This is a genomic window from Streptomyces spinosisporus (assembly GCF_022698145.1).
GTDB lineage: Bacteria > Actinomycetota > Actinomycetes > Streptomycetales > Streptomycetaceae > Streptomyces > Streptomyces spinosisporus.
On record NZ_JALDAX010000029.1, the window covers coordinates 44668 to 58591 of the forward strand.

The window sequence follows — 13924 nt, forward strand, 5'->3', positions numbered from 1 at the left end:
GGGAACATACGGAGATGGATCAGCGACATGCGGACGGGAGTTATCCTCAGTCCGATGGAATATAGGGGAGGGCTGTGAAGCGACCGGCGCCGCGTACGGCGACCACTCGGCATGTCACCGAGATCAACCGGACCGCGATACTAGACGTGCTGCGGGAGCACGGACCACTGTCCCGGCGCGACATCCAGCAGCGCACCGGGCTCGGCTCGGCAACCATCGAGCGGCTGTGCTCCGCCCTCCTGGAGGAGGGTGCGGTCGAACTCGCGGGCCAGGTGCGCTCGTCGGTCGGCCGGCCCTCCACGCTGCTGCGGTTCGCGTCGTCGGCCCGCGCCATCATGGCCGTCGACGTCACCGAGTACACGGCCAGGGGACGCCTGGTCGACCTCGGCGGAACCACGCTCCACGAGGAGAGCCACACCTTCGACCTCGACGGCCAGGACGCGGGTGCCGCGCGCATCGACGGACTGCTGCGGCTCGTCGACCGGCTGGCCTCGCCCGAAACGGGGGTACCGGCCCCGATCGTCGCCGTCGGCATCACCGTTCCCGGCATCGTGCACGAAGGGGTGGTGTCCAAGGCGGTCGAGCTCGACTGGCAGGAGGTGCCGCTGGCCGACATCGTCTCGGCCCGCAGCGGACTGCCGATCCTGGTCGAGAACGACGCCAACGCGACGGCCTACGGCGAGTGGAGCGGCGGCGCCCTGGCGAACGCGCACAGCGCCGTCGCGCTCGTCCTCGGCGCCCGGCTCGGCGCGGGCATCATCAACGAGGCACGCCTGCACCGGGGGCACCGCTCGGCCGCGGGCGAGATCGGTTTCCTGCTGACGTCCACCTCCTCCTTCTCCCGCTACTTCACCGAGCAGGGCGACGTCGAGTCGACCCTCGCGGCACAGGTGCAGCCCTTCGCCGCCCGGGAGGGCCTGCAGGGCAAGCGCATCGGTCCCGCGTTCCGCGCGATGATGGCCCGCTGCCGGGAGGGCGACGGCGAGGCCGAGCGGGCCAGGGACGAGTTCTTCGACTCCATCGCCCTCGCCCTGGTCGCGACCTCGGTCGTGCTCTCGCCCCAGGTCATCGTGCTCGCGGGCGCGTTCGCCCAGTACAGCGAGGAGTCGGCCGAACAGCTCACCAGGCGCCTCGTCGGCCGGATCCCGTGGGTGCCGCGCATCGCGGTCAGCGAGCTGGGCTTCGACGCGGCGATCACCGGGGTGAGCGCGCTGACGATCGAGCACGCCCGGTCGGCGACCTACCTCGCATGAACCCGGAGCCTCCGCGCACGACTCACGGACCGCCACGCATGGCTCCCGGACTCCCGCGCATGACTCCCAGGCCGGGAACCGCCCCCCACCTGCCCCACCTGCCCCCACCAGCTGAACCAGACGGAGCACGAGTGATGGACGAAGAGATACGGATCGCGGTCGTGGGCACCGGCGACGTCGCCATGGACCATGCGGCCGCGCTCACCGCCCCCGGCCCGGTCCGCGCGCGGATCGTGGCCGCCGCGGACACCGACCGGGCACGGCTGGACGCGTTCCTGGCCAAGCACGGCGCACCGGCCGGCTACGACGACCTCGACGTGCTGCTGGACCGGGCCCGTCCCGATCTCGTGTACCTGTGCACGCCCCCCGGTCTCCACCGCGACCAGGCACTCGCCTGTCTGCACTCCGGCGCGAGCGTGCTGGTCGAGAAGCCTCCCGCGCTGTCGCTCAGGGAGTTCGACGAGATCGCGGGCGCCGCGAGCGGACCGCCGTGGTTCGCGACCGTGTTCCAGCACCGCTTCGGCCGGGGCCAGGCCGCGCTCAAGTCCCTGGCCGCCTCGGGAGCGCTGGGCCGCCCGCTGCTGGCGGTCTGCCACACCACGTGGTTCCGCGACCAGTCGTATTTCGACGTGCCCTGGCGCGGCCGCTGGGACACCGAGGGCGGCGGCCCCACGATGGGGCTCGGCATCCACCAGATGGACATGATGCTCGATCTGCTCGGCGAGTGGACCGAGGTGCAGGCCGTCACCAGGACGCAGGCGCGCCGCACCGAGACCGAGGACGTCTCGATGGCGCACGTGACGTTCGCGAACGGCGCCGTGGCCTCCGTGGTGAACAGCTCCCTGTCCCCGCGCCAGGAGTCGTACCTGCGCTACGACTTCGAGTACGCCACCGTCGAGGTGACCCACCTGTACGGCTACCGGGACGAGGACTGGCGGGTGACCCCGGCACCCCGGCACGACCGTGTGCTCACCGAGTGGAAGGCCGCGATGACCGGTCCGCAGGACGCCGGGGCAGCGCACAACTCCCGCAGCGGGCACTGGGCGCAGTTCGCGAAGGTGCTGTCCGGTCTGCGCGAGGGCACCGCGCCGCCCGTGCCGCTCGCCGAGTCCCGGCGGACCCTCGCGATGGTGGCCGCCCTGTACGCCTCCGGCGCGTCCGGCCACCCGGTGAAGCCCTCGGACGTCTCGCCGGGCACCCCGTTCTACGACAGCATGTCCGGCCGGCGCGCCGCGTCGAGCTGAACTGCGACGGGCTGCGGGCCGTACCCGTCTGTACGACGGAAGGTCTGTCGGTACGACTCCTGAAGCGGTGACGCCCGGGGGCGGGAGCTGGTGCGAGAGTAGGGCCCATGAGACGGGCCCGTATCGCTCCTGCCCGCTCGCGGTCGGTGGCACCGCGGGGCGGATGATGGCGCACGAACAGCACTCGGTCCTCGAACCGGAGACACACGACGACCAGGAGCACCCGCCACCGCGGGCGGCGGCCCCGCGGCCGCCGCGCCGTCCCGGCAGGCGGTGGCTGGAGCCGCTGCTGGTGGTCGTGCTGCTCGCCCAGATGGCGGCGGCGATGGTCACCACGGCCGTGCAGCAGACCCCGACGATCGACGAGCCCATCTACGTCGCCACCGCCGCCGACTATCTGCACGAGCACCGGGTGCGCTTCAACCCCGAGCACCCGCCGCTCGGCAAGCTGGTGATCGCGGCCGGGGTGGCGATCGCCCAGCCGCACGTCGACACCAAGTACCAAGGCGATCAGAGCCAGTTCGGCCGGCATGTGCTCTACGAGTCCGGCAACGACCCCTGGCGGCTGATGTTCTGGGCCCGGCTGCCGATGATCGTGCTGACGCTGCTGTTCGGACTCGTCGTCTTCGCCTTCGCGCGTGAACTCGCGGGCCGGGTGGCCGGGTTGACGGCCCTGGCCCTCTACGCCCTCTCCCCCGACGTCATCGCACACGGCTCGCTGGCCACGCTCGACGTGCCCGCGGCCGGGTTCGTGCTGACATCGGCGTGGCTGCTGTGGCGGGCGCGCCGCAGGCCGCGTCTGTATGTGCCGCTCGCCGGTGTCGCGCTCGGGGCCGCGCTGGCCACGAAAATGAACGTCCTGCCGGCCGTCCCTGTGCTGATGGCGCTCGCCGCCTGGTCGGTGTGGCGGGTGGGCGCGCGGGACCGGCGCAGGATTCTGGTGCGGGCCTCGTGGGCGGCGCTGGTGACCGCCGTGGTGGCCGTCGCCGTCGTATGGGCGTCGTATCTGGTCGTCGATCCGGCGCTGCGCCCGCAGACCGGGCAGCCGGTGCCCGCGGTGCACGGCCTGAAGGGGCTGCTCGTGCAGCTGATGCCGTTCCCGCAGTCCTACCGGGACGGCATGCGCATCCAGTTCGGGCTGGAGAACTATCCCTGGCAGGGCTTCCTCTTCGGCCATCTGTACACCGGCTCGCGCTGGTACTACCTGCCGGCCGCACTGCTGGTGAAGACCCCGCTGGGCATGCTCGCGCTGTGGGCGGCCGGTGCCGTCGTGATGGTGGCGGTACGGCGGCTGCGGCCCGCGGCGCCCTATGTGCTCCTGCCCGCCGCGGTGCTGCTGGCCGTCGCGATGACCGGGGCACGGGACTTCGGCACCCGGTACGCCGTCTTCGTGCCGATGTTCCTGGCGGTGGCCGCGGGCTGCGTCCTCGCCGTGCGGTGGCGGTGGACGCGGCCGGTCGCGGGGGCGCTCCTGCTGTTCGTCGCGGTCAGTTCGCTGCGGACGTTCCCCTACTATCTGCCGTACTCCAACGAGGCGTTCGGCGGTCCGGCCGCAACGCATCTGCGGCTGCACGACTCCAACGTGGACTGGGGCCAGGACCTCGGCCGGCTCGCCGACCGGCTGCACGAGCGGTACCGGGGCGAGCGGATCTGGCTGGTGTACAAGGGCAGTGGTGTGCCCTCGTACTACGGCATCGACGCGGCCGACCCGCGCAAGGTGCCGGCGCGTCAGGTCCACGGGCTGCTGGTCGTGTCGGACTCGGCGGCGGCCAAGGCCCGGGGCCGGCTGGCCGCGTTGCTCGACAGCAGCCGCGCGATCGACGACGTGGGGCACTCGATCACCCTCTACCGGCGGTGACATACCGCCCGTCGGCAACGGCCCGCACGTGCACCAGACGGTTCCGGATGCCGTCGCACAAGCCCTGGTCACAACGGTGTGTGGGCTATGTTGAAGCACTGTGGGAGACAAAGGAGGCGCACCGGTGCCATCGCCGCAGCAGGCACGCGCACAGGCATCCGCGATCACCTCGGGCAAGAGCGCACCCGAGGTCGAGGCCGCCCCGGCCTCCCAGCTCAGGACGCTCTTCGACCGGCCCCGGCTCTCCCCGGGCCAGCGGCGCATCGCCCAGTATCTGATCGAGCACATCACCGAAGCGGCCTTCCTGTCGATCACGGATCTCGCCGAGCGGGTCGGCGTGAGCCAGCCCTCGGTGACGCGGTTCGCCGCGGCGGTCGGCTTCAGCGGCTATCCCGCCCTGCGCGAGAAGCTCCAGTCGATCGCGCTCGGCACCCTGGCCGGCGGACCCGCCGCGACCGAGGAGAACGGCAGCAACGAACTGCAGGCGGCGGTCGACGCCGAGATCGAGAACCTGGAGAACCTGCGGCGCGACTTCGCCGACCCCGACCAGGTGATCGAGCTCGGCCGCAAGCTGTCGGCGTCCACTCCGCTGACCGTGCTCGGGCTGCGGATCTCGGCGTCGCTCGCGGAGTACTTCGCCTACGCCGCGCGCCGTATCCACCCGGACGTCCGGCTGGTGACCCGCGGCGGCAGCGTCGCCTACGACGCGCTGTTGCAGTCGCATGAAGCGGGCGGCACCTGGGTGCTGGCGTTCTCGATGCCGCGGCACGCCCAGGAGACCCTCACGGCGGTACGGGTCGCGCGCAGTGCCGGGCTGCGGATCGCCCTGGTCACCGACCTGGCGCTCGGTCCGGTGGCCGCGGAGGCGGACATCGTCTTCGCCACCGGCACCGGCTCGCGGCTGGTCTTCGACTCCTACGCGGCCCCCGGCGTCATCGCTGCCGCCCTGCTGCAGGCGATGACGGACGCCGACCCCGAGCGCACCCAGGCCCGCCTGGAGGAGTACGAGCAGATCTCCGACCAGCACCAGTTCTTCCTGCGCGACTGAGCGCCCGCGGACGGGCCATCACCACCCACTCCGGCTTTCGCACCTTACAAAGGGACCTTTCATTACATATCGCGCATGAATGTTTTCATGCTTCTTGCAAACCGGACGGCATATATAAATACTGCTCACGCGTCACCCCGGAGACCCCGGAGCCGCCGTCTCCTACCCGCGTCGGCGCCCGTGGTGTCCGGTCGGCCTCGTCCGCGCGAGGCCTTGGCGGTCCCGGTCATCCCCTAGGCCGGGGCCGCCCGCCCCATGTCGGACCACCCTTCCGACGCCGCACACCGGAAGCGACGATCATGCAACTGACGACCACGCGCATCAGCCCGGACTGGCCGTGCCAGGTCAAGCAGCCCGGCTCCTACGACTGGGAGCGCTCGGCGGTCAGGTGGCTGCGCGAGCTGGTTCCCGCGCGCTACGCCGGCTACCCGGCCCTGATCCGCCACCCCGTGCTCCTCGCCCGCCATGCCCAGCTCCAGGTCCAGCAGGAGATGCGGGTGGCCCGCACCGCCCTGCAGACCGCCCGCGCCGACCTGCCCGCGCTCGGCCTGCCCGAGTCGGTCATCGAGCACACGATCAAGATGTACGCGGCCGAGGTGATGCAACTGCAGCACATCGCACGCAGCGTGCGGGCGGTCAGCCAGGCGCTGACCGGACCCGTTCGCTGACGACGCCTGCCGGGGCCGATGCATGATCCGGGCCACGCGTGGCACACGTGGTGAGCATGAGCACCACCCAGCTGCGCGGCGGAGGGCCGGTCACCAGCGTCCTCACCTGGCAGGTGCGCCCGGGCCGGGAGCACGAGTTCGAGGAGTGGACCCGCGGGGTCACCCGCTGCGCCAGACGGTTCCCGGGCAACGAGGGCGTCTCGTGGCTGCGTCCCGAGGAGGGCCACCGCTATCACGCGGTCGTCCGCTTCCGTGACGCACGCCGACTGGCCGACTGGCTGGAGTCCGAGGAGCGGGCGTCCTGGCACGCCCGGCTCGACGGCATCGCCACCGAGGTCGACAGCGAACGGCAGTCGACGACCGGGATGGAGACCTGGTTCAGCCTGCCGGGCACCACGACCCGCTCGCCCCCGCGCTGGAAGATGGTGCTCACCACCTTCGTCGGCGCCTATCCGTGCACGCTGCTGATCCAGTGGCTGGTGGCACCCCGCACCGCCCTGTGGCCGCTGCCGCTGCGCGCGGCCGTGTTCCCGGTGCTCCTGCTTCCGGTGCTGACCTACCTGGTCATGCCGCGGCTGAGCCGGCTGCTCCGGCTGTGGCTGTACCGGCCGCCCGGGGACTGAGTCGGGGTCGGGGACCGGCCCGGCCCGGGGTGCGGTCGAGGTCGGGTCCAGGTCCGCAAGACCACGATCAGAACGGCCGTGATGTGCCATGCTCGACCCGTGACGAGCGAGCCCGCACCGCCAGCCGAATCCTGCACGGCGCCGGACACCGTTGCACTGGCCAAGATGGTCGCCAGGCAGCGCGCCGAGATGGACCGGCTGCGCGACCTGGCCGCACAGTCGGCGGTCGTCGAGCAGGCCAAGGGCGTCGTGATGGCCCTGACCCACTGCACCCCCGACGCCGCGGAGGAGGAGCTGCAGCGGCGCGCCGAGGCGGAGGGCCGCTCGCTCCTCGAGGAGTGCTGGATCACCCTCGGCGGCGTGGCGCCGACCCCGGCCGCCACGCCCCCCGAGCCGGAATCCGCCGTCCCCGCCACGGACCCGACCGTGCCCCCGTCCGAGGCCCCGTCCGAAGCCCCGGTCGACGCGACGGTCGACGCCGCCGGGCCCGTCGACCTCGGCCCGCTCGGCCGGGAGCTCGTCCGGGTCGCGACCCCGCAGGAGCTCGCCCGGTGCCTGCTGGACCATCTCGCACCCGATGTGGGCGCCGACGCCGTCATGATCTATGCACGGCTCCCCTCGGGAGGGCTCGAACTGATGGGGCACGCCGGCGTCGACGACACCCTGGCCGCCCAGTGGCAGCAAGTGCCGCCGCTGGGCCGGATCTCCGTGCTCCACGCGCTGCGGGCGGGGGAACCGCTCTGGCTGGAGGACTCCGAGGCGGACCGGGAGCGTTTCCTGCTGATCGACCGGCCCGAGCGATGGCGCTCCCGCGCCTGGCTGCCCGTGCCCAACAGAGACTCCCCCGACGTGTGCATCGGCGTCCTGCGGTCCCGCCTCGGCCCGTTCTCCGCACACACCCGGGAGCATCTGCAGACGGTGGCCCGCCTCTGCGCCGGCCGGCTGCTCGCGTTCGCCACGCGCCCCGAGGACACCGCCGACGCCTCCGCGGGCGCCGTACAGGCCGTGTTCGACGCGCTGTCCGGCGCGGCGATGCTGCTGGCGCCGCTGTCCTCCGCACCGGGCGCCATCGAGGACTACCGCATCGAGGCCGCCGCGGAGGAGGCCGTCGACGACGTCGGGCGCACCGGGCGGGAACTGGTCGGCCGGCGGTTCCGGGAGTGCTGTCCGGCACTCGCGGGCGAGCCCATGTGGCAGGGCCTCCGGCGGGCGCTCGAGAGCGGAAAGCCGTACGAGAGCGAGCCGTTCGCGCACCAGGAGCTGGTGGACGGCGTCGCCGAGCTGTTCACCTACACGGTGCGGGCGGCACGGCTGGGCGAGTCGCTGGTCGTCACCTGGGTGCGGCACGGCCCCTCGGACCGGCAGGAGCAGCGGCTGGCGGATCTGCAGCGCCTGGGCAGCCTCGGCTGGGCGAGCTGGAACCTCGTCACGCACGAGGTGACCTGGTCCTCCCAGGTGTTCGCGCTCTTCGACCGGGACCCGGCGCGCGGCCCGGTCGGTCTCACCGAGCTGCCCCACCTCGCCCTGCCCGAGGACATGTCGGCGCTGAGCCACGCCATCGGTCAACTCCTCGTCGACGGGCGGACGTTCGACGTCCCCTTCCGCGTCAGGACGGCGGACGGGCTACGGCATCTGCGGGCGGTGGCGGAGGCCGTGCCGGACTCCTCCGGCAAGACCGTCGAGGTGCACGGCGTCGTTCAGGACCTCACCGCGCAGCGCAGCGCGGAACTCGCCCTGATCGAGAGCGAGCGGGCCATCCTCACCCAGCACGACGTGCTGCGCGCCGAGCGGACGCTGGCCGGCCGGCTGCAGCACACCCTGCTCCCGCTGCCCACCAGGCCGGTGCAGCTGGCCGGGCTGCGCGTCGAAGTCGCCTATCTGCCCGCGCAGTCGGGGGTCCATGTCGGCGGTGACTGGTTCAGCGTCCTCGAACTGCCCGACGGGGACGCGGTGTTCGTGGTCGGTGACGTCGCCGGGCACGGTATCGACGCGGTCGCCACGATGGCCCTGCTCCGCTTCACCGCGAAGGGCATGCTGATCACCGGGTCCTCGCTGACGGGTGCCCTCGCCCGGCTCAACACCCTGCTGCTGCACTCCCGGGACTCGCACGGCACCGCGACCCTGGTCCTCGCCCGCTACCACCCCGCCGAGCGCCGTCTGGTCTGGGCGCAGGCGGGCCATCCGCCGCCGCTGCTGCTGCGCGACGGCGAGGTGCACTACCTCGAACGCCCCCACGGCATGCTGCTCGGGGCGAGTTCGGCGCCAGTCTTCGCGGAGGCGGAGTGCCGGCTGGAGCCGGGCGACCGCGTCCTCCTCTACACCGACGGCCTGGTCGAACGGCCCGCGGAGGGCATCGACCGGGGCCTGAAGCGGCTGTCCGACGCGGTCCTGACCCAGCACACGGACGAGCCGGGCTCCCAGCCGCTGGGGCTGCTGCTCGCCTCGATGCTGGAGGGCGGGCGCCGCGACGACGTCTGCGTGCTCGACATCAGGGCCCCGCTGGACGCGCGGTAGCCGGCGGGCGGTGCGCCGTCAGCCGGTGCCGGAGGGCGTACGCGACTCCAGCGCGTGGCGGGTGTCGTTGCCGTAGACACCGGTCTCGTCGCCGCGGATGCCGTACCAGAGCTGGAAGCGGGCCACCGCGGCCTTGAGGGTGGCGTCGAAGGTGCCGCTCGTGGAGCCGCCGGGGTAGATGTCCGGGACGTTCAGCAGGCGTTGCTGCAGGTCCGTCACCTCGGGGCCGCTGTCGCCCTCGCGCAGGGTGCCGGCGCCGTCGGGGTCGGGCGCGCCGGCGTCGGTCGCGGAGGCCGCGGCGGAGGGGGAAGCGGCGGACGCCGTCGGGCGGGGTTCCCTCGCGGCGGCCTGGTCGTTCCTCATGGACAGCAGCAGGGCGCAGCCGAAGCCGACGAGAGCTGCCGCGGCGACGGCGATCACCACGGCGGCCCGGCGCAGTCCGGACCCGGACCCCGGTGTGCCGCCGCCGCGCGACGGGCCGTCCTCGTCGGTCCGCACGCGGGGGATCTCCTGGGTCTCCCCCTCGTCCCAGGACCGCGGGTCCGGCACGGCGACCTTCTCCAGGTCCTCGCGGCCCTGCTCCATGTCCCGGAACAGCTCCGCGAGGGCGTCGGTGCGGCGCGGCCGCAGCACATGGATGGGCTCAAGAGGCGGGCGTTCGTCCGAGGACCCCGATTCGGGCGGTGTGGGCACAGTGCTCTCCTTCCGGCCCCTGCCGGGGCCTCCGCCGTCCCCCGACGAGAGATACGCGGCCACCGCGCGGGGAGTTCAGCGCCGAACGTCCCGCTTCGGGGCCGTGCCGGCGGTGAGAGCACTGAGTTCCCCGCCAGGTGTGCACTGAGTGCCACGAGCGCCGTACCGATGCTACGTTCCGTCCATGAGGACGGAGCCGGCCGCCGTGAGGCCACCGATGCGGGACGCCCTGGTCACAGCGGCGTTCCAGCTGTTTTTGGAGCGGGGCTACGAGCAGACGACGGTCGACGACATCGTGGCGCTGGCCGGCGTCGGACGACGGTCGTTCTTCCGCTACTTCCCCTCCAAGGAGGACGTGGTCTTCCCCGACCACGAGCGGTGCCTGGCCGACATGACGGCGTTTCTCGCCGCGAGCGGCGAGGACGACGAGCCGGTGCAGCGGGTCTGTGACGCGGCCCGGCTCGTGCTGCGGATGTACGCCGAGAACCCCGCCTTCTCCGTGCAGCGTTATCGCCTCACCAAGCGGGTGCCGGGGTTGCGGGCGTACGAGCTGTCCGTGGTGTGGCGCTACGAGCGTGCCCTCGCCGAGTACCTGCGCGAGCGTTTCGCCGGCCGGCGCGACGGGATCCTGCGGGCGGACGTGATCGCCGCCGCGGTGGTGGCGGCGCACAACAACGCGCTGCGGTCGTGGCTGCGTTCGGACGGCAGGGACGACGCGGAGGCCGCGGTGGACCACGCGCTCGGCTGCGTACGGTCGGCCTTCGGCACCGCCGCCCCGCAGCGCATCGCCGGTGCCGCCGAGGACGTGGTGGTCGTCGTGGCGCGGCGCGATGCGCCCCTGTGGCGGGTCGTGAAGGAGATCGAGTCCCAGCTCGGACGAAATTGAGGGTACGGAGTGCCTTTACGCGTGGCACTGAGTGCCATACATTGGTGCCGTGCGCGGTGGCACGGTGAACCGGGCACGTGCGTGCACGGTTGACCCGGCACGTGGGATTCCGGCCGAGCGCAGGGAGTTGACCAGCGTGTACCACCACTCAGGAATCGTTGCTCGTGAGGCAGCCGGCTCCGCGACGGGCGTGCTCGAATCCGCGGCGGCCGATACGGACACCCTCGACTTCCAGCGCTGCACCTGGTGCGGCACCGCCATGTACCACCGGCTGCTGTGTCCGGTCTGCCAGGGCGGTGACCTGCGCACGGAGCGCAGCGCGGGCACCGGCACGGTCCGTCACGCGACGATCGTGCACCGCAACACCCCCGCCGCCCGCAATGTCTCGCTCGTGGAGATGGCCGAGGGCTTCGTCGTGCGCGGCCGGGTCATGGGCCCGCTGATCGCCATCCGAAGCGGCGACCGCGTACGGCTGTCGACGGCCAAGGACCCGGTCCGCGGCGAGCCCGTCTTCCAGCTGGTCGACGAGCCCTACCGCGCCTGGACCTGACACCTCGCCCCTGCCGTGTTCCCGGACCCCGCCCGCCGATCGGATCCCTGAACACAGGCAACCCACAGGCCTTTCCCGCCGTCCTCCAGAGCGCAACGGGCGGGCGGCGCTTCGCGGCGGTTGCGCCGTCCGCCCGGCTGCGTCGTCTCACTGAGTGAGCGTCACCCTGATCCCGACCGTCCCTTTCAGTCCTCGCCGCAGTCGGCTGCCGAGCAGGCTCAGACGGCCCGTGATCCCGTACTTGCGGGCGATGAGCCGGCGGTAGCGGGCGACGGTCTGCTCGTCGCCGATCTCGGCGGTGGCCGGGAGCTGGGTGCCGGTCGGGTTGCCGCGCAGGTCGCAGGGGCCGATCAGGATGTCCTTGCGGGCCCTGATCCGCTTCACCTTGCCGGAGTCTGCGGCCGACCACGCGCCGAGGGTGTCGCCGTCGCGCACCACCCACACCGGTGTGGCGACCGGGGTGCCGTTCTTGCGGTAGCTGGTGATCAGCACGTACTTTCCCGCACCGAGCCGTTCCAGCGCAGTGGAGTCCATACCGGAAGTCTAGGCACCGGTGGGCGCCCCGAGGAGTTCCAGATAGCGGCGGGCGAAGAGGTAGGCGTCACCGGGCCAGCGCGCCGACACATAGGTGCCGTCCTGGACGACGAAGGCATGCGAGTCGTCGCTCGCGGTGCCGCGCCGGGTCAGCTCCCGGGGGCCGCGCTCGAACTGGGCGTCCGGGTCGGAGAGGGCGGAGCGCACCTCGTCCTCCACGTACGCGGGGTAGGTGCGGTAGTAGCGGCCCAGACGCCAGGCGGTGGTCAAGTAGGCGGTGCGCTCCATGTACTTGGGCAGACAGGTCGTTCGGCGGTCCGCGAGGACGCTGCGTCCCGTGCCCGGGTCCCGGGTCCGGGCCAGGACCAGGACGCCGTGGCAGATCGCGCCGACCGGGCGGCCCAGTGCCCAGAACCGGGCGACCTGCTCGCGCAGTTCCTGCGAGCCGAGGTACTGCCGCATGCCGGGCGCGTGTCCGCCCGGCAGCAGCAGTCCGTCGTACGCCGTCACGTCCACGTCGGACCATCCGGCCGTGGCGCCGAACTCCGGTGACCCGGTGAGCTGCTCGTAGAACCGCTTGGGCTCCTCCTCCGCACCCAGCTGTCCGAAGAGCACACCGGTCAGCAGGCGCGGGTCCGCCGCGGGGCGGGTGCCGGCCCGTTCGGTGGCGAGGACGACCTCGTGCCCGGCGTCGGTGAGCAGCCGCCAGGGCACGGCGACCTCGGTGACGTCGAAGTCGTGGTCGGGGACCGGCATCAGCACACGCATGGGGCCATCATGCCGCGCCGCCACGTGTCCATGACACCCTCGCCCCGACCCCGACCCCGACCCCGGCTCCGGCTCCGATTACGACCACGACTCAGTTGAGAGCCGCCGCCATCCGCCGTACGCCCTCGGTGATCACCTCGGGCGACGTCGCCAGGTTCAGGCGTACGTGTCCCGCCCCGCCGGTGCCGAAAGGGATCCCCGAGTTCAGCGCCACCCTGCCGCGCTCCAGGAACACCTCGGCCGGGTCGTCGCCGAGGCCGAGGGCGCGGCAGTCGAGCCAGGCCAGATAGGTGGCCTCGCCGGGCCGGTGGGTGATGTCCGGCAGGTGTTCGGCGAGCAGGGCGGCCAGCAGCCGCCGGTTGTCGTCAAGCCCGGTGAGCAGCGCGTCCAACCAGGCGGTGCCGTCGGTCAGGGCGGCCGTGTGGGCGATCACGCCGAGGTGGCTGGGGCCGTGACTGACCTCCTCGGGCAGCCGGGCGAGGTCGGCGGCGGCCGCAGGGCCCGCAATCGCGAGCGCGGCCTTCAGACCCGCCAGGTTCCACGCCTTGGACGCGGACATGAGGGACAGGCCGTTCTCCGCGCCGGGGACGCTCAGATACGGCACGAAGCCGGCGCCCGCGGCGGTCAGCGGGGCGTGGATCTCGTCCACGACCACGCGGACGCCGTGGCGGTCGGCGAGGGCGGCGACGGCGGACAGCTCCTCGGCCGTGTGCACCGTGCCGGTCGGGTTGTGCGGGCTGCACAGCAGATGGGCGGCGCGGCGTCCACCGGTGACGGCCCGCCGGAAGGTCTCCTCCAGGACGTCGAGGTCGATGCGCAGATCCGCCCCGAGCGGGGCCTCGACGACGCGGCGGTCCATGTGTGCGACGAAGTGGTAGAAGGGCGGATACACGGGCGAGTTCACGATCACCGCGTCCCCGGGGCCGGTGACCAGCTTGAGCATCTCGACGATGCCGAGCATGACGTCCGGCACGATCGCCGTGCGCTCCACGGCGAGGTCGTCCCAGCCCCAGCGCTTCTCGGCGAAGGCGGCCAGCGCCTCGGCGTAGGCCGTGCCGGCCGGATAGCCGGTGTCCCCGAGCGCCAGCGCGTCGGTGACCGCGCGGACGACGGGTTCGGCGAGGGGGACGTCCATCTCGGCCACCCACAGCGGCAGTACGTCGGCCGGGTAGGTGCGCCATTTCATGCTCGTACGACGGCGGAGCTGGTCGAGGGTCAGTGCGCGCAGCGGATCGGGTTCACCGGACGGGTCGTGCGGGATCCTCTTCATGCCGCTCAAGATAAG

General features: G+C 72.5%; 13 protein-coding genes. 9 read left to right on the top strand and 4 right to left on the bottom strand.

All coding sequences use genetic code 11. The features are described from left to right. The first annotated feature begins 74 nt into the window (after positions 1-74). The 7 genes from MQN93_RS41210 to MQN93_RS41240 all read left to right on the top strand — a co-directional run bounded on the left by MQN93_RS41210 (position 75) and on the right by MQN93_RS41240 (position 9208). The gene (locus MQN93_RS41210) at positions 75-1253 is read left to right on the top strand and encodes an ROK family transcriptional regulator (protein WP_016430645.1); all 1179 of its coding nucleotides are present in this window, start codon (positions 75-77) and stop codon (positions 1251-1253) included. A 134-nt stretch (positions 1254-1387) separates the two neighbouring features. After that, complete coding sequence (locus tag MQN93_RS41215; protein ID WP_242713529.1) at positions 1388-2497, top strand: Gfo/Idh/MocA family protein; 1110 nt, start codon at positions 1388-1390, stop codon at positions 2495-2497. A 163-nt stretch (positions 2498-2660) separates the two neighbouring features. Next, a complete protein-coding gene (locus MQN93_RS41220; RefSeq protein WP_242713530.1) occupies positions 2661-4355 on the top strand; it encodes a phospholipid carrier-dependent glycosyltransferase in 1695 nt (564 codons plus the stop codon). A gap of 124 nt (positions 4356-4479) precedes the next feature. Further along, complete coding sequence (locus tag MQN93_RS41225) at positions 4480-5403, top strand: MurR/RpiR family transcriptional regulator (RefSeq protein WP_016430648.1); 924 nt, start codon at positions 4480-4482, stop codon at positions 5401-5403. 299 nt (positions 5404-5702) lie between these two features. Beyond that, entirely contained in the window at positions 5703-6071 is a 369-nt protein-coding gene (locus tag MQN93_RS41230) for a hypothetical protein (protein WP_016430649.1), read from the top strand. Positions 6072-6127: 56 nt separating this feature from the next. Next, positions 6128-6694, top strand: coding sequence for an antibiotic biosynthesis monooxygenase (locus MQN93_RS41235; RefSeq protein WP_242713531.1), 567 nt, complete (start codon positions 6128-6130; stop codon positions 6692-6694). A gap of 165 nt (positions 6695-6859) precedes the next feature. Beyond that, positions 6860-9208, top strand: coding sequence for a SpoIIE family protein phosphatase (locus MQN93_RS41240; RefSeq protein ID WP_242713532.1), 2349 nt, complete (start codon positions 6860-6862; stop codon positions 9206-9208). 18 nt (positions 9209-9226) lie between these two features. Here MQN93_RS41240 and MQN93_RS41245 read toward each other — a convergent pair whose 3' ends face one another. Next, entirely contained in the window at positions 9227-9901 is a 675-nt protein-coding gene (locus MQN93_RS41245; protein ID WP_242713533.1) for a peptidoglycan-binding domain-containing protein, read from the bottom strand. Positions 9902-10118: 217 nt separating this feature from the next. Here MQN93_RS41245 and MQN93_RS41250 point away from each other — a divergent pair, with 217 nt between their 5' ends. After that, positions 10119-10787, top strand: coding sequence for a TetR family transcriptional regulator (locus MQN93_RS41250; RefSeq protein ID WP_016430654.1), 669 nt, complete (start codon positions 10119-10121; stop codon positions 10785-10787). A 136-nt stretch (positions 10788-10923) separates the two neighbouring features. Continuing rightward, positions 10924-11337, top strand: a complete 414-nt coding sequence (locus MQN93_RS41255; protein ID WP_016430655.1) for a Zn-ribbon domain-containing OB-fold protein — start codon at positions 10924-10926, stop codon at positions 11335-11337. 147 nt (positions 11338-11484) lie between these two features. Here MQN93_RS41255 and MQN93_RS41260 read toward each other — a convergent pair whose 3' ends face one another. From MQN93_RS41260 to MQN93_RS41270, 3 genes are all read right to left on the bottom strand, one after another. Next, entirely contained in the window at positions 11485-11871 is a 387-nt protein-coding gene (locus MQN93_RS41260; protein ID WP_242713535.1) for a PPOX class F420-dependent oxidoreductase, read from the bottom strand. 9 nt (positions 11872-11880) lie between these two features. Further along, positions 11881-12639, bottom strand: coding sequence for a type 1 glutamine amidotransferase domain-containing protein (locus MQN93_RS41265; protein WP_242713536.1), 759 nt, complete (start codon positions 12637-12639; stop codon positions 11881-11883). A 91-nt stretch (positions 12640-12730) separates the two neighbouring features. Then, complete coding sequence (locus MQN93_RS41270) at positions 12731-13909, bottom strand: MalY/PatB family protein (RefSeq protein ID WP_242713537.1); 1179 nt, start codon at positions 13907-13909, stop codon at positions 12731-12733. Between the last annotated feature and the right edge of the window lie 15 nt (positions 13910-13924).